The 16,564-nt window shown below is 35.1% G+C and carries 14 protein-coding genes and 1 riboswitch; of the genes, 9 read left to right on the top strand and 5 right to left on the bottom strand.

Annotated features, from left to right (window positions below; all coding sequences use genetic code 11):
* Positions 1-4: 4 nt before the first annotated feature.
* The 5 genes from H602_RS0103450 to H602_RS0103470 form a co-directional block, all read right to left on the bottom strand.
* Complete coding sequence (locus H602_RS0103450) at positions 5-421, bottom strand: thiol-disulfide oxidoreductase DCC family protein (RefSeq protein ID WP_026976759.1); 417 nt, start codon at positions 419-421, stop codon at positions 5-7.
* Between the two features lie 4 nt (positions 422-425).
* Positions 426-2,594: an endonuclease MutS2 gene (locus H602_RS0103455; RefSeq protein ID WP_026976760.1), complete on the bottom strand. Its 2,169-nt coding sequence runs from the start codon at positions 2,592-2,594 to the stop codon at positions 426-428.
* Positions 2,595-3,138: 544 nt separating this feature from the next.
* Positions 3,139-5,592, bottom strand: a complete 2,454-nt coding sequence (locus tag H602_RS0103460) for a T9SS type A sorting domain-containing protein (protein WP_026976761.1) — start codon at positions 5,590-5,592, stop codon at positions 3,139-3,141.
* A gap of 10 nt (positions 5,593-5,602) precedes the next feature.
* A complete protein-coding gene (locus H602_RS0103465) occupies positions 5,603-5,863 on the bottom strand; it encodes a hypothetical protein (protein ID WP_026976762.1) in 261 nt (86 codons plus the stop codon).
* Positions 5,864-6,074: 211 nt separating this feature from the next.
* Positions 6,075-6,797, bottom strand: a complete 723-nt coding sequence (locus H602_RS0103470) for a LytR/AlgR family response regulator transcription factor (RefSeq protein ID WP_026976763.1) — start codon at positions 6,795-6,797, stop codon at positions 6,075-6,077.
* 476 nt (positions 6,798-7,273) lie between these two features.
* Positions 7,274-7,372: riboswitch (TPP riboswitch) on the top strand.
* 115 nt (positions 7,373-7,487) lie between these two features.
* Here H602_RS0103470 and thiS point away from each other — a divergent pair.
* The 9 genes from thiS (at position 7,488) to H602_RS0103515 (ending at position 16,564) form a co-directional block, all read left to right on the top strand.
* Positions 7,488-7,691 carry a sulfur carrier protein ThiS gene (thiS, locus tag H602_RS0103475; RefSeq protein ID WP_026976764.1) on the top strand — a complete coding sequence of 68 codons (204 nt, stop codon included), beginning with the start codon at positions 7,488-7,490 and terminating at the stop codon, positions 7,689-7,691.
* Positions 7,692-7,737: 46 nt separating this feature from the next.
* On the top strand, positions 7,738-9,597 hold the full coding sequence (gene thiC / locus H602_RS0103480) for a phosphomethylpyrimidine synthase ThiC (protein ID WP_026976765.1): 1,860 nt from the start codon (positions 7,738-7,740) through the stop codon (positions 9,595-9,597).
* Positions 9,598-9,629: 32 nt separating this feature from the next.
* Positions 9,630-10,217, top strand: a complete 588-nt coding sequence (locus tag H602_RS0103485) for a thiamine phosphate synthase (protein WP_026976766.1) — start codon at positions 9,630-9,632, stop codon at positions 10,215-10,217.
* Complete coding sequence (locus H602_RS0103490; RefSeq protein ID WP_026976767.1) at positions 10,210-10,989, top strand: hydroxymethylpyrimidine/phosphomethylpyrimidine kinase; 780 nt, start codon at positions 10,210-10,212, stop codon at positions 10,987-10,989. Before H602_RS0103485 ends, H602_RS0103490 begins: the two co-directional genes overlap by 8 nt.
* A 12-nt stretch (positions 10,990-11,001) precedes the next feature.
* Positions 11,002-11,655, top strand: coding sequence for a thiamine phosphate synthase (gene thiE, locus H602_RS0103495; protein ID WP_026976768.1), 654 nt, complete (start codon positions 11,002-11,004; stop codon positions 11,653-11,655).
* Positions 11,656-11,658: 3 nt separating this feature from the next.
* A complete protein-coding gene (locus H602_RS0103500) occupies positions 11,659-12,432 on the top strand; it encodes a thiazole synthase (RefSeq protein ID WP_026976769.1) in 774 nt (257 codons plus the stop codon).
* A complete protein-coding gene (gene thiH / locus H602_RS0103505; protein ID WP_026976770.1) occupies positions 12,425-13,546 on the top strand; it encodes a 2-iminoacetate synthase ThiH in 1,122 nt (373 codons plus the stop codon). The genes H602_RS0103500 and thiH overlap by 8 nt, the downstream gene beginning before the upstream one ends.
* 10 nt (positions 13,547-13,556) lie before the next feature.
* Positions 13,557-14,612 carry a molybdopterin-synthase adenylyltransferase MoeB gene (gene moeB, locus H602_RS0103510; protein ID WP_026976771.1) on the top strand — a complete coding sequence of 352 codons (1,056 nt, stop codon included), beginning with the start codon at positions 13,557-13,559 and terminating at the stop codon, positions 14,610-14,612.
* Between the two features lie 956 nt (positions 14,613-15,568).
* Complete coding sequence (locus H602_RS0103515) at positions 15,569-16,564, top strand: hypothetical protein (protein ID WP_157504851.1); 996 nt, start codon at positions 15,569-15,571, stop codon at positions 16,562-16,564.

Here is a 16,564-nt window from a genome sequence, read left to right on the forward strand (position 1 = left end):
TTATTTATGCCAAAAATTTCGCCTTTAATTCCGGTGTTGGAATCATACAGGCCTCTTTTTTACCATACCATTTGTAACGATTTCGGGCTATATAATCATAAATCGGATTGCGTAAAACAGTTGGAATAATTTTAAAGACTATTGACCATTTCAAAAAACTTCCCAGCTCTTGAGCAATTTCTAAAGCAGCATCTGATTTAAAAAAGTAGGCCTTTCCAGGTTCATATAAAATAATACTGTCCATTTTGGAACGATCGATTTTTAAGTAATTCAGAATTTCAAGACCCAAATCGGATTGTAGTGGTACAAATCTAAAAACGTCTTTTTTATCATGCTTTATTACATATTGCACAGCGCTGTCGCACAAATTGCAAACGCCATCAAACAAGATGATCTTCTTATTTTCGGGTAAATCTAACATAATTTTATTTTTTAGCTTCTACAAGTTCTAATAAATCTAGGGCTACGTTTGAAGTAAAAACGCCATAATTGACTACCGCTTTTTTACGTTCAATTTTATCAATTGTACCAATTGCTTTTCCATCGTGCATTCGTACTCTGTCTCCAACTTTCAGCGTTACCTTTGCTTTTTCGGGTACTAAAGCTGCTTTGATCTTCTTCTCTTTTTTCTCTTGTCTAATTTCTTCCACTTGAACTGCTACCTCTTGAACAACTTCCTTCTTTTTTTGTTCAATAACTTTTATTTCTTTAGCAGTTGTTTTAACTCTTTTAGAATTTTCTATTTCCACCATTTTCATTAACTCACCAACAAGTTCCTTCTTGTTCTTATTATTGAAATACTTGTGGGCCAATTCATTGACTTTTTGTCCTAAGTAGATAGACTTTTGATTACTATCGTACAATTCTTGGTAACTTTCTAGTTTTTGCTTTATTTTAGCATTAGTTGACTCTAACTTTTTACTTTCTTCTCTTGCCTTAGTTTCCTCTTCTTTTAGGCTGCTTGAAGTTTTTTCTAGCTTAGAGCGTTCCTTTTGAAGCGTTGCAATGGTTTTGTCAAAACGAACTTTTCCAACTTCAATTTTCTTTTTTGCACGATTGATGAGTCCAAACGGAATTCCATTTTTCTGCGCCACTTCAAAGGTAAATGAACTTCCTGCTTGGCCTAAAACTAGTTTATACAACGGTTCTAACGTTTTTTCGTCAAAAAGCATATTGGCATTTTGGGTAAAAGGCAATTCGTTGGCTAATATTTTTAGATTTGAATAATGTGTTGTTATAATACCAAAAGCTTCCCGGTGGTAAAATTCTTCTAAAAATATTTCTGCCAAAGCACCTCCCAGTTCTGGATCAGAACCAGTACCAAATTCATCGATTAAGAAAAGCGTTTTGTTATTGCATTTCTTTAAGAAATAATTCATGTTTTTCAAGCGATAGCTGTACGTACTCAAGTGATTTTCTATCGATTGATTGTCGCCAATATCCGTCAAGATCCGATCAAAAAGGAACGTTTCGCTTCGTTCATGTACTGGAATTAACATACCACTTTGTAGCATCAATTGGAGTAATCCAACTGTTTTTAAAGAGATGGTTTTACCTCCAGCATTTGGCCCTGAGATTACAATAATTCTGCTTTCTTGCGTAAATTCAAAAGTTTGTGGATGTGTCTTTTCCTGCTTTTGTTTATTGTTCAAATATAAGATAGGGTGGAAGGCATCTTTAAAAAAGACACGTCTATTTTCAGTTATTAAAGGCAGAATACCGCTTATGCGATTGGCATATTTTGCTTTCGCAGAAATAACGTCGATATCTGAAAGAAAGTTTTGATAATCAATTAACAAAGGTAAAAAGGGACGTACAATTTCAGTTAAATACTTTAAAATTCTTTTTACTTCCTCTTTTTCCTCATATTCAAGATTAGTTAGTTCTCTTGAGTAATTGAGAGTGGCTTCAGGTTCAATGTAGGCAATACTACCTGTTTTTGAACTACCTAAAATGGATCCTTTCACTTTTCTCCTGTACATAGCTAAGACCGCTAAAACGCGACGGTTTTCAACGAAACTTTCTTTGATATCGTCCAAGTAGCCCAATCCATTGTATTGCGATAATGCTGCGCCAAAACTTTGGTTTACTTTACCACGAACTACATTGATTTGTTTCCGAATTTCTAATAAATCAACGGATGCATTGTTCTTTACTTCTCCATGTTTATCAACTATTTCCTCAATAGATTTTAGGATATCTTTTGTGTACTCAACGGCTGATGCTTTCTCGTTTAAATGAGGGTAATAATCGTCAAACTTCTTAAAGAATAAAAGCAAGACATTACAAGTTTCAGATAGAGCTGCAATTTTCCGAAAACTACCCACTTCTAAAGCGCTATTTTGAATGCCAAGAAATTTTATTTCGTGGTGAATTGCATCAAAACCGTGATTGGGGATGAAATTGTTATTGGAGTAGGAGGCAACATATTCTGACGTCTGCATCAGTGCATTCATCAAAACTTTTTTGTTGTGAAACGGTAATATTTGATGTGCTTTTTCTTTTCCAATATCTGTGACACAATGTGATGCTATGGTCTCTAATATTGTCGGAAATTGTAAATCGTCAAGTGTTTTTTCGGTTATCGAAATCATGTGTAATAGCGAATTTGCTTGGGTTCAAAGTTACAAAGTTTGTTACGAAGTACGGTAGAAATTATTTAATGTTAAACAACTTTTATGAATTGTTTTGTAAACTTAAATAAATGTTTATTTTGAATGTAAAAATAATATAAAATTTTACATACTTTGAGTCTAGTGTGCTTGAGTACTGTTTTTTGAAAAAGGATGTTTATCGTCAGTTAACGGAGTTACTTTTGAACGGTTAGTTCTCCCAAATGCAGTAGAAAAGTTTTCTTTAAATTTCTGACAGAGTAAGTCTGAATGTACAGCCTAGTAATCAAGCAATAGTAGGAGGGATATTTTCAAAAAATGAATTTCACTATTGACAATGCAGAGTTGCTGTGGTGTCTTTTTAAGAAAGATAGGAAATAGCAAAAATGCTTATAATTAAAAAGTCCAATGTTCTGTTGAGAACATTGGACTTTTTTGTTTGCGACTAAATAGCCGCTAAGTATTTGTTAGTTTCGATCAGGGCAGTTTTGAAGCTGATTACTGGTCAAACCTTTATGGGAAATTATTACTTATTGATTAATTTCTCAGTAACAATCGTTCCGTCTGTTAAGTTAATTTTTGCAATGTAAACTCCTTCAACTCTGTTAAAAGCTGTAGCAAATGTAACATTTTTAACACCATTGTAAGTAGAGATCAAACGTCCTGCGATATCATAGATAGCAATATCTGAAATTTCTTTTGATGAACTTACTTTGAATGTGTTATCGTTAAGTGTTACAAATGTCTGAGCAGTAACAAAATCAGGATTAGACAACGTACTGTCATTTTGATATACTAATTCAAATCTATTAAGAACGTTTGCAGAAGTCGTAGTAAATGAAAAACTACCGTTGTTTAAATTATGGTAAGTATTCTGCACTTTATCGTGAATGTAAACATTCACATCTGTTGTGTTAAATACACCTTCTTTATCTTCTATTGTGAAAACAAACGTTTCGGCATAAGTGTTGTTTTTCAATAATCCCATATTAACAACGTCTGTATCATCAAAGGATGGTCTTGCATTAATTGCTAATTTGATATCTGTATTGTCTAATAATGTAAAGACTTGTGCTGTAGAAACAGAGTTTGTCGTTGCATCATACATTCTATCGTATGCAATAGTAGTTTCTGGTGTATAACCAACTAACATTGTACTAGATACTCCATTAGGACCAGACATTGTTACTTTATAACTGTCGATTACTTCATTTGCATTTCTTGTAAACTGATTGTTGTCGTCCAAAAGACGCATACAGTTATTGAAAATAGCGGTTCCATTGGTAACTAAAGATTTAACTTTAAAACCTTGACCAGATGCAATCTTTCCATACTTAGGATCGATCGGAATTACCGGTGTAGTTCCTCCAGGTATAAGTACAGGACTCGCTAAGGTTGTACTACCCAATCTTGTATACGCTACATAATCCGCTTGTTGGTAAAAACCAGTACCTGGGTAATTTTGTTGCTGTTTCCACAGATAAATAACACCATCGAGATTCGTGTTTTCGATCAAAAATCGATCTGCATCAATTGCTGAAGGATATGGATTGGCTAATAAATTATGACTATTTCCTGAATTAGGACTAGAAGCATTATTTTTAATTTCTACTGTAATGTCACCATTGTTAGCAGTACCTTCAAACTTCATATCAATTGCTCTCAATTGAGTTTGATCAGCTAATGGTCCTTGTTGTTTCACTCTTGAAATATATCCTCTACCAGTTGTAGTTGCATCTAATGAAACCCAACCAGACTGACCTATTGCTAAGCCGGAATTGTACTTGTATAGTAAATCGAAGGCTCCTACATTAGGAACTGCATCTCCCGTTTCACCAACAATTCTTGCTCCTGCAATTTGTGATATGAAATTGCCACTAATAGGTGTTCCCCAATAGATGTAATCAAATCTGCGCATTTCTCGTGTACGCTTTGTAAGTATAATAGAAGGTGCTGGGGCTTGATAGATATCATTATTCCTTTGTACGAAATTTGCCGTACTAGAAATAATTATTTTTGCATTATTAGTTGTGGTCGCTCCATTTACACAATCTATAAATTGACCGTCATCAAGTGTTACATCTGCATTTACAATTAAACTATTACATGTAAATGAACCAGCATTATATGCTCCTGCAATAATAACTGGATTTTCATCAGTTGGTGGAAGTCCATTACCTGACCAAGCAGATCCATTCCAAGTCTTAATTATGCCATTACTATCTGTAAGTGGCTGACAAGGTAATACCTTAGATCCGATTGTGAAATAGCGGTACAAACCAAAGTCTACATTGTTAGTAGAGGATACAGATCCTAAAGTTGCTGTACTTTCAGTACCAGAAATAGATGAAGCTGCTACGTCAATAGTAGAAGGAATAACTTCCCATTGAGATGAAAGCTTATTTAAACCAACAATTGTGTAGTCTAAATTAGATAAACCAGCAACTGTTGCTGCTCTATAACTTAGTGCTATTTTAGAAGTGACTCCTAATATGTCCCAATATTCACTGCTAGAAATTGATACTACGCCAGCTGATAAAGTATTGGTGTTTATATCGTTAGGATCTTGTTTGTAAAATGCTGCATCTACACCTTGTAATGTTGCAGTTGAAGCTTGAATTCTAACTGGTGCTAGTACACCGTCTTGTCCAACATTCATTGTGAAAGGTGCAGTACTCAATGTTCTACCGTAACCATCAAGAAAATGCGCATTTGTTGCTCCAGAAGAGGTTGCAGCTGCTCCAAAAACGATCTTTCCGTACGTTGTACCTGTTCTAGTCGTCTTTGATAATGTCCCACTGTTTGTTCCAAAACCATAATTTCCAGTTTTCAAACTTAAAATTCCATTATCACGGACAAATAAAATACCGTTATTTTGCAGTTGAGCAAAACTGGCTCCGCACGTAAATAATGAAACTAGCATTAAAATCCGAGGAGACCGAATTAATGCTGCTTTCGATTTTAAAGTAATTGTTTTCAAATGTTATGTTTTAAAGATTAATATCACTCGTATTCTGTAATTTTCTATTCATCTTATAGAAATAAACAAATGCTAAACCAATGGCGATCATTAAACCAAAAATCAAATACTGATTAATATCAGCTTGTGGTGGTGGCTCAGGTCCAACTGGTGTAAAATTTCTATCTCCCTCTTCCGCTGGCGTTGTATTGTCAAATGTTTGTGCAATCGTAACAAGTGAATTAAGCATCAGCAGTGAGCCAAATATCCAGATTTTTTTGTTAATTTTCATGAGCAATAAATTTTATTAATAGTAAAATATGATACAAAAGTACTTATTATAATTGAATTTAACATTAGTTTTGATATAATAAATTCATATTTTTCCCAATAAATCATATATTTAGCACAATAAAAATGCAAGTATTTGTCATGAAAGGTGGTTTTTTGTCAATCACTGTGTTATTCTAGGTCATGAACGGTAGTGGCAAACAGTAATCGCTTTACTGTAAATTATTTAGAAAAATTTTAAAGTCATTCGTTTTCCGTCTTGAAACGGGCACAATTTCTCCATTTGTGAGTTCACAGAACATACCAGAATCCCTAATAATTCTCTTGACAAATTTAAAATTGATCACACTAGATCGACTTATTTTAATAAAAAGAGGATACTTATATATTAGGTATTCATATTGTGCTAAATTTTTATACGAAAGTATCTTTCTATCATCTGTTGTAACAAATAATGTAGCTCTACCTTCTGAAGTAATGGATATAACTTCTTCAAGATTAACTATATCATAACCTTGATTAGAAGGGATTACTAAATAATTTAAATTAATTACCGCTTCGCTTTTGGAAAAATCTAAATCGAGCTTGGTGAGTACTTTATTAATTGCCGAATCAAATACAATTTTATCTAGCGGCTTAGGTATAAAATCTAATGCGTTAAAGCGAAAGGCATCTACAGCAAATCGTTTTTCAGAACTGATAAAAATAATAATTGGTTCCGTTTCGAGTTGATTGAGGTAGTCAAAAATTTCATCAGATCCAAGATTGATATCTAACAGTAGCAAATGCGGTCGGTAATTATTGGATGCTTCAATAAGTTCAGTTGCACCACCCACTTCTGCCACAATTTGCAGTCGAGGATAATTGTCCTCTATTAATTTTTTAATTATTGTCCGTTGTATAATGTCATCGTCAGCAATAATGGTGGTGTACATGCTCTAAGTTTTAGTTTTCAAATATATCGTTTAATGATTTGAAATGCAATAGTGAAATATATTAATTACTCACAAATCTTAAGAAATATTTGTAATAAATAGTGTTTTAATTTTAGTCTAATAAAGCAATTTGTGCAAATGAATGCTGGAATTAAATTGAAAGAATAGTTATGTAAAAACTGATATATTTTTATTGCCATATATTTAACGCTGAATATATTTATTTTGTATTGTAAAAGGATATTACATCAGTCCTTATTTGATGCGAAATTAATAGATGCTAGTCTCGTTTAATTTTATATTAATTCACTATAAGATCTATTTAATTCAATTATTTCAACACTCAATCCAATTTAAAAACTTTATACGTCTTATTAAGTTTGTATTAGTTAGGATTAAATAATCTTTGGTGCAACATGTATTTGTTAAAATCGCGCAAACTTTTGCTTATGTCATCTTTTAACTTATTTTTGTGGCATAAACTTTAGGGGTGTTCTAAAAATTTTTAGATCTGAGAAAGACCCTTTGAACCTGACATGGCTAATACCAGCGAAGGGAAAAGTTGACAACATCTATATAGATGTTTACACGTCTTTTCATAAACGTACATTTCCTAAAAATGTAAGTTCATTTCATCGTTATTTCTCTTTTAAAATTTCCCGTTTTCAGTTTATTTTTAAATACTATAAAATGATAACGATTCGCGTCAACGACCAAATTTTAGAAATCCACAAGGAATTTACTCTTTTGCAGGTACTGCAACAACTTAATATTTCAGAAGAAGGAATTGCTATTGCCGTTAATGAAAATATAGTACCAAAATCGCGGTGGTCTGCTACAACCTTATCAATTAATGATAAACTTATAATTATTACAGCTACCCAAGGTGGCTGATAGTTACTGCAATTTAAATCTTTCAACTACAAAATCATACATTACAATGAAAACCAAAGACACCGCTCCTAAGGAAGGGCAAATTACCAGAAATCCTTTTCCCAATTCCAAAAAAATCTACGTTCCTGGAATTTTGCATCCGCAAATTAGAGTCGCAATGCGTGAAATTCACTTAAGCGACACTACAGATTCCATGACCAAAAAGAAAACGCCTAATGAACCCGTCACCGTTTACGATACTTCCGGACCCTACACTGATCCAAACAAAACGGTTAATGTGCATGCCGGAATAGAGCGTATAAAAGAATCTTGGATTATAAATCGTGGTGATGTAGAGCGTTTAGATGGTTTTTCATCAAACTATTGCAACGAGCGATTGAATGATAAAACCTTAGATCACATGCGTTTTTCGTTGTTGAATAAACCCTTGCGTGCTAAAAAAGGGCAGAACGTGACTCAACTGCATTATGCTAAAAAGGGAATCATCACGCCTGAAATGGAATACATTGCCATTCGGGAAAACCAGCGCATTGATGAGATGACCGAAATTAGAAAGCAACATCCCGGTCAACATTTTGGTGCATCTATTCCTGCGAAAATCACGCCCGAATTTGTCCGCTCAGAAGTGGCGCGAGGCCGTGCGGTAATTCCTTCAAATATCAACCATCCTGAAGCTGAACCGATGATTCTAGGTCGGAATTTTTTAGTGAAAATCAATGCTAATATAGGTAATTCGGCGGTAATGTCTTCCATCGAAGAAGAAGTTGAAAAAGCAGTCTGGGCATGCCGATGGGGAGCCGACAATATTATGGATTTATCCACTGGACAGAATATTCACGAAACGCGCGAGTGGATTATTCGAAATTCGCCCGTGCCGGTTGGAACTGTTCCTATTTATCAAGCATTAGAAAAGGTAAACGGAGTTGCTGAAGATTTGACGTGGGAAATTTTTCGCGATACCTTAATCGAACAAGCAGAACAAGGGGTGGATTATTTTACCATTCATGCGGGAGTTTTATTGCGCTATATTCCGATGACGGCAAATAGAGTAACGGGAATTGTGTCGCGTGGCGGTTCTATTATGGCCAAATGGTGTTTGGCACACCATAAGGAAAGTTTTTTATACACGCATTTTGAGGACATTTGCGAAATTCTAAAGCAATACGATGTGGCTTTTTCGCTAGGTGATGGTTTACGACCGGGTTCTGTAGCGGATGCCAATGATGAAGCGCAGTTTGCCGAACTGGAAACTTTAGGCGAATTGACAAAAATTGCACGCAAACATGAAGTGCAGTGTTTTATTGAAGGTCCAGGTCACGTTCCGATGCACATGATCAAAGAAAATATGGAACGCCAAATGGAAGTCTGCGACGAAGCACCTTTCTATACTTTAGGACCACTGACCACAGATATCGCACCGGGTTACGACCACATTACATCCGGAATTGGAGCAGCGATGATTGGTTGGTACGGTTGCGCGATGTTGTGTTACGTAACTCCCAAAGAACATCTGGGATTGCCCAATAAAGAAGATGTTCGGGTAGGTGTGGTGACCTATAAATTAGCCGCCCATGCCGCAGATCTAGCAAAAGGACATCCGGGATCTCAACATCGTGATAATGCTTTGAGTATGGCTCGGTTTGAATTTAGATGGGAAGATCAATTTAATTTAGGATTGGATCCAGAACGCGCTCTAGAGTATCATGACGAAACTTTGCCAGCTGATGGTGCTAAAGTTGCGCATTTTTGTTCGATGTGTGGGCCCAAATTCTGCTCGATGAAAATTTCACAAGAAGTAAGGGACTTTGCTGCTGCAAATGATATCGTGGACAATGAGGTGATTCAAAAAGGCATGCAAAGTAAATCAAAAGAGTTTAAGGACAAAGGTTCCGAAGTATATTTGTAACACATAACTAAATATTTTTAAAATAAACTAAAATGATAGTAGTCCTTTCGCCCGAAAATGATATTCCCAATGAAATTGAACTCCTGCACCAACTATTTGAAGAAGGTTTAGAGTATTATCATTTGAGAAAACCAAATAAGAAATATGATGAACATGTGGCTTTTTTAAATCAAATTGATCCGCAATTTCACACCCGAATTGTAGTGCATTATTTTCATGAATTGATCAATGTTTTTCCATTAAAAGGGATTCATTTCCAAGAAGCTGCTAGAGCGTTGCATTTAGAAGTTCCGAGTGTTTATTTTATGAAGTTAAATATGTTTGGCAAAACAATTAGTTCGTCCTTTCATCACCCACAAGATATAGAAAATGCAACGTTTGAGTTTGATTACCACTTGTTGAGTCCAATTTTTTCATCCATTTCAAAAGTAGGCTATGAAGGAAAAGGCTTTGATGTAAATGGTATTAGAAAAACAATTGTTGGAATGGGAGGTGTCACTGCAGAAAATTTATCCAAATTTACAGCATTGGGTTATAAGGGAGTGGGCGTTTTAGGCGGTATTTGGCATTCAGAATCGCCTGTGGAAACATTTAAACTAATGAAAACGTATTTTGAATAAGTTAAATTACATACTTACTATTGGCGGGCATGATCCAAGTGGTGGCGCAGGTTTGACTTCAGATATTAAAACTTTTGAAGCGCATGGGTTGTACGGACTTTCAGTTTGCACAGCGATTACGGTTCAAAATGACATTGCTTTTGTACAGTGCGACTGGATTTCTATAGAAGTCATTCTCGCACAAATAAATTTGCTTTTTGAACGATTTCCGCTTGATGTGGTTAAAATAGGTATCGTTGAAAGTTGGCAAAACTTGTCGATTATTACCAAACAATTGCGGAAACTCAATTCTGAAATTAAAATTATTTTAGACCCTGTTTTGAAGGCAAGCTCAGGTTTTGATTTTCATCATAGCGAATCACTGGATTTTTTGGACAAAGTATTGTCTGATTGTTATATGGTTACACCTAACTATGAAGAAATACAATCTTTATATCCAGATAAATCAGTGGATGAAACCATAGCATACATTTCGGATAGAACAAATATCTATTTAAAAGGAGGTCATCGAACTTATAAAAAAGGCTGGGATTTCTTATATTTCAATAAAATAATTCAACTCAATATTCCACCTTTGGCGGAAGTCGTAAGTGAAAAGCACGGCAGTGGTTGCGTGCTATCCTCTAGTTTGGCAAGTGCAATTGCGTTAGGATTAACGATAGAAGAAGGAGCTTTTCATGCAAAAAAATATACAGAAGGCTTCTTAAATTCAGATTTGAGTTTACTAGGAGTTCATACTTATCCAGCGTTCCCAAAGAAGGCAATGCTATAAAAAAACACAACAATGACAATACCCAAATTACAATACATTTCGCAAGGAACTACGATTAAAGAACATTTAGAAAACATTCAAAAAGCCTGTAGTGCGGGTGCGGAATTAGTTCAATTGCGTTTGAAGGATGTTTCGGAAGCATCTTTTTTAGCGGCTGCAAAAGAAGCACGGACAATTACGGGACATTTTCAAACTCGTTTAATTATTAATGACAATTATAAAATTGCCAAAGAAGTAAAAGCGGACGGCGTGCATTTAGGTCAATCTGACAGTGATCCATTGGAAGCACGATCTCATTTGGGTGACTTTTACATAATAGGAGGAACTGCAAATACCTTAGAGGAATGCCAGAAATTAATAGAAAAAGGGGTAGATTACATTGGTCTCGGCCCTTTTGAATTCACCACGACGAAACAGAATTTAGGACCTCTTTTAGGATTGGAAGGCTATGAAGCAATTTTAGATGAATTAAAAACGGAGACACCAATTTTTGCTATCGGCGGAATTACCTTGGAAAATGTATCCGAATTGGTGCGTACGGGAATTTACGGAATCGCCACTTCAACGATGCTAACGTCCAACTTTAATAATGTTAGCAAGCTGCATCAACTGTTGAAAGGCAATGAGTATATGGAAGAAGTTTGGAAAAATAATAAACCTGAATAAGCTATGGAAGACGTACTGAAAATTGCCGATAAAACCTTTCAATCCAGGTTGTTTACCGGCACGGGAAAATTCAGCAATTCAGTAATGATGCGCAACGCATTGATCGCTTCGGAAAGTGAGTTGGTCACTGTCGCTTTAAAACGCGTTGAACTGAAGGATGATTCAGATGCTATTTTGACGCACTTATCAGCAAATCATATTCAGTTATTACCCAATACTTCTGGTGTACGAACGGCAAAAGAAGCTGTTTTTGCAGCACAGCTGGCTCGGGAAGCTTTGGAAACAAATTGGATAAAATTAGAAATCCATCCAGATCCGCGGTATTTACTACCCGATCCAATTGAAACGTTAAAAGCTGCAGAGGAATTGATCCAATTGGGTTTTGTAGTAATGCCGTACATCCATGCTGATCCTGTGATCTGCAAGCGATTGGAAGACGTTGGTGTCCAATGTGTGATGCCGTTGGGAGCTCCAATTGGGAGTAACAAAGGTCTGCGAACGGTGGATTTTTTAGAAATTATAATTGAACAAAGTAACGTGCCGGTAATTGTTGATGCGGGAATTGGCGCACCCTCTCATGCAGCTTTTGCAATGGAATTAGGTGCTGATGCTGTGTTGGTCAATACGGCAATTGCAGTTTCTCAAAATCCAGTTGCCATGGCAATTGCTTTTAAGAAAGCTGTGGAAGCGGGAAGAATGGCTTATTTAGCCAAGCTAGCCCCAGTTCGGAAACAAGCTGAAGCAAGTAGTCCACTAACCTCTTTTCTAAATGTCTAGTTTTAAAAATGTATTCGAAAGTTACGATTGGAATACGTTGGAACAAGAGATTTATGCAGTAGAAGCGGAACAGGTTCGTGCTGTTCTGGATAAAGAAAAAGTTGCGTTAGAAGATTTTAAAGTGCTAATTGCTCCAGCTGCCAAACCTTTTATTGAGGAAATGGCTCAACGAAGTAATGCACTTACTAAGAAACGCTTTGGAACTACGATCCAAATGTATATTCCGCTTTATTTGTCAAACGAATGTCAGAATATCTGTACATATTGTGGTTTTAGTATGGATAATAAAATAAAGAGAAAAACGTTGACGGATGTCGAGATTTTGAAGGAAGTCGAACATATTAAAAGTTTAGGCTACGACCATGTTTTATTGGTAACGGGCGAAGCCAATCGTAGTGTGGGTATAGATTACCTAAAAAATGCAATTGCTCTAATTCGACCTTATTTTTCAAACATTAGTATAGAAGTGCAACCGTTGGAACAGGAGGAGTACGAAGTTTTAAGGCAAGCGGGTTTATACGCCGTTTTGGTGTATCAAGAAACTTACCATAAAGCGACGTACAAAATGCATCATCCAAAAGGTAAAAAATCGAATTTTGATTACCGTTTGGAAACGCCAGACCGATTGGGAAGAGCAGGTATTCACAAAATTGGAATTGGCGCGCTGTTTGGTTTGGAAGACTGGCGCGTGGACAGTTTTTTTACGGCTTTGCATTTGAAGTACCTACAGAAAACGTATTGGAAAACAAAATATGCAATTTCATTCCCACGACTTCGGCCTCATGAAGGCGAATTACAGCCCAAAGTCGAAATGACGGATGCCGACTTAGTTCAACTCATTTGTGCATACCGCATTTTAGATGAAGATGTTGAATTATCGATGTCCACTCGGGAAAGTGAAGTGTTCAGAAACCATATTATTCCATTAGGTATTACATCGATTAGTGCCGAATCTAAAACAAATCCAGGAGGTTATACGGTGGAAAAAGAATCGCTTGAGCAATTTGAGATTTGCGATGAGCGAAGTACCGCTGAAATTACGGAAATGATCCATTCACAAGGTTACGATGTGATTTGGAAAGATTGGGACCGCAATTTTACAATCGGATTTTAAATCACCCAATATGAATTTATCAAAGGAAGAACATGAGCAATACAGCCGTCATTTACTGCTAGATGAAATAGGTAGTTTAGGTCAATTAAAACTTAAGAACGCTAAAGTCTTGGTAATTGGAGCTGGCGGATTAGGTTGTCCATTACTTCAGTATCTGACAGCGGCAGGAGTAGGAACGCTTGGAATCGTAGATGATGATTCCGTTGAAAAAAGCAATTTACAACGGCAAATTCTCTATACGCAAAATGATATTGGCAGAAATAAAGCAGAATCAGCTGCTAGGCGACTCGAACTTTTGAATCCGCATGTTTGTTTTGAAATATATCCCGAACGCTTGTCTGTACAAAATGCCATTTCACTTTTCGAAAAGTACGACATCATTGCTGATGGAACGGATAATTTTGCTACACGTTATTTAATCAATGACGCTGCGGTTTTAACGAATAAGCCCATCGTATTTGGTTCTATTTACACGTTTACCGGACAAGTAACGGTTTTTAATTACAATCAAGGACCGACGTTTCGTTGTTTGTATCCAAATCCGCCCAAGCCAAATGCAATGCCGAATTGCGCTGAAGTGGGTGTTTTAGGCGTTTTACCTGGAATTATAGGCTGTTTTCAAGCAAATGAAGTTTTGAAAATGATTTTAGGAATAGGCAACGTTTTATCGGGAAGGTTGTTGACTTTTGATGCACTTACGATGAAACAAAATCTGTTTAATTTTGAGAAAAATACGGAGCTATTAATTGCAGCTTTATCAGATGATTACGAACATTTTTGTGGTATGCCTAAAGAAGTTATAGAATTAAGTTTGGAAGAGTACAAAGTAAATGCAGCTGACTTCAATGTGCTTGACGTGCGTACTTATCTAGAACGAGAAGTTATTAAAATAGACAGTATTCACATCCCATTAGATGAATTAGAAGAAAGATGGACGGAATTACCTATGGATAAAAACCTTTTGGTGTTTTGTAAATCCGGTGTACGAAGTCAGAAAGCGATTGAAATTTTGCGTGAGAACGGCTTTGAAAGAGCGTTATTTAATTTGAAGAACGGCTTGGTGTAGGATAAATTTGAAAAAATCAAGTTGACTTTTGTTTTGGATCAATTAATAATCAACGGAGACAGGCTACCAAATAAGAAAGGTCATTCTCGTTCCATTCATATTGTCCTATACTGTACCGAATCCGCAATTTATAAGATTGATCCATTGATCCTTTTTTAGGGTCTCGATTTAACATCGTATTAATTAAGATTGATTGCATTATTTGGTACTTCCGCAAAAGAAAAAACCTTTAAGTCATAAGATTTATAGGGTTTTATTACCGTTTAGGATTTTTTGTGCGGAGAAAAAGGGATTTGTCTACTTCAAAATATACCAATAAAATCAATATTTGACAACGTACTTTATTCAAGTGACACCTCGACTGACACCTCTCTAATAGGATACAATAACTTAAATTCAAAGTACTCAAATATAAGAATAATTGATTGAATATTAAGACTTTCGCTCAAGAAAATGAACTGGCTGATTAATTATTTAAAATTCTACTCCAACAATGAAATTTCTTTTCTTTTTAGCTACTTATCATAATAGGGAGAGCAGTATTCAAAGGCAATATATGAATTTGATAATTAATTTAATTACAAGAATATCACTTAACTTAAATTCAAATTTTGATATGCACTTTCAATATTTTAACCTTTATTTTTTTAAAAATAGTAGTAACCTTTAAATAGATAATTCAAAATTTGTAACGGTTTTTGACAAAATCAGTACAAATAATAATTGGTAAACATTTGAAAAGATATAATAGTTTATGTTTGTTAAACTTATAAACAGAGTCATAAACCTTCTTTTAGATGAAAAAATATTTTTTTTGTATCCTCTTAATTATCGGCTTCTATTCAATGAATGCCCAACAGAATTATTTCCCGTTTAGCATCAGCGGAAAACATGGTGTAACAGATATTTCTGGAAATGAAATTATCAAGCCTATTTATGATAATTCGACGATTATCGTGGCTAAAAATCAAATTTATTTGACGGGTTTAGAAGCTAAACCTAGCGTTATTGTCGATGCAAAAACTGGCGACAAACAATTTTTTAAGTATGTTTTCAGCAATCAAGTTAAAATTAAGGATGTGCCTTATAGCTTAGTTTTTAATAATGGAAAGAGATTTTTATTGAGCGAGGAATCAATCAAAATTATAAACCTTGACGAAGAATATTGGAATTTCAAAAATATTGGGAATTATATCATTGCAGAATATTACCCAAAAAGGCCCTCTTCTAAAAGTACTTCTTATGATAAAAAAGGAAATCCTTTGCCACCAAAAATAGAGGAAATGCCGAAAAAAACTTCTACTATTTTAGCGAACAATGAAAGTTTAAAACGTTTAGTAAAAAACAGTTTCGACAGCTTTATTACGATGTATAAAAAGCCAGAGCAAAAAAAGGAAGATGGTTTAGTACATGTTCAATTGATTAATTTAGAAGATTTTAATAAACCAACACCCTTCGATTTTATAGTTTTAACAAAGGGCAATACCCATAATTTATATGACGGTAAATTGGTTTTGATAAAAACTTTCGTTCTGGCAAAAGCTACTGAGGAACAATTGCTAGATGATTGTATTAAAATTGTTAAGCAAAATTTAGCTTCTTCTTTTAATGATAATTATTCAGCACCACCAATGGTAATGGGTTCTCCAACCGGTGTAAGTACACGGTCGGGTGAGCCAAGTAGAATAGAGAAAAAGCCATTTAAACCATTTTTTTACACGGAAAAGTTAGGAAATGGAAAAACTCTTTTTGCATTACAAGAGACGGAAGAAATTAGCAAACAAATTTTAGAGTTGGAAGCTGGTGTAAGATTATATTTAAATGATAAAGAACATACATTGACTATTATACCAAAAGAAGAAGAAAACAGCAGATTTAGTTTTGATCCTAAAACCGGCGTTATCTATTTACCGAAAGCTTATTTAATTACTTTGGGCTTAACTATTATTTAG

The organism is Flavobacterium tegetincola DSM 22377 (assembly GCF_000425485.1).
Taxonomy (GTDB): domain Bacteria; phylum Bacteroidota; class Bacteroidia; order Flavobacteriales; family Flavobacteriaceae; genus Flavobacterium; species Flavobacterium tegetincola.

Excerpts from the sequence above, each read along its gene's own strand:
- moeB (WP_026976771.1), top strand. The coding sequence starts at position 13,557 with ATGAATTTATCAAAGGAAGAACATGAGCAATACAGCCGTCATTTACTG.
- H602_RS0103455 (WP_026976760.1), bottom strand. The coding sequence starts at position 2,594 with ATGATTTCGATAACCGAAAAAACACTTGACGATTTACAATTTCCGACA.
- H602_RS0103470 (WP_026976763.1), bottom strand. The coding sequence starts at position 6,797 with ATGTACACCACCATTATTGCTGACGATGACATTATACAACGGACAATA.
- H602_RS0103500 (WP_026976769.1), top strand. The coding sequence starts at position 11,659 with ATGGAAGACGTACTGAAAATTGCCGATAAAACCTTTCAATCCAGGTTG.
- thiC (WP_026976765.1), top strand. The coding sequence starts at position 7,738 with ATGAAAACCAAAGACACCGCTCCTAAGGAAGGGCAAATTACCAGAAAT.
- H602_RS0103465 (WP_026976762.1), bottom strand. The coding sequence starts at position 5,863 with ATGAAAATTAACAAAAAAATCTGGATATTTGGCTCACTGCTGATGCTT.
- H602_RS0103485 (WP_026976766.1), top strand. The coding sequence starts at position 9,630 with ATGATAGTAGTCCTTTCGCCCGAAAATGATATTCCCAATGAAATTGAA.
- H602_RS0103450 (WP_026976759.1), bottom strand. The coding sequence starts at position 421 with ATGTTAGATTTACCCGAAAATAAGAAGATCATCTTGTTTGATGGCGTT.
- thiH (WP_026976770.1), top strand. The coding sequence starts at position 12,425 with ATGTCTAGTTTTAAAAATGTATTCGAAAGTTACGATTGGAATACGTTG.
- thiE (WP_026976768.1), top strand. The coding sequence starts at position 11,002 with ATGACAATACCCAAATTACAATACATTTCGCAAGGAACTACGATTAAA.
- thiS (WP_026976764.1), top strand. The coding sequence starts at position 7,488 with ATGATAACGATTCGCGTCAACGACCAAATTTTAGAAATCCACAAGGAA.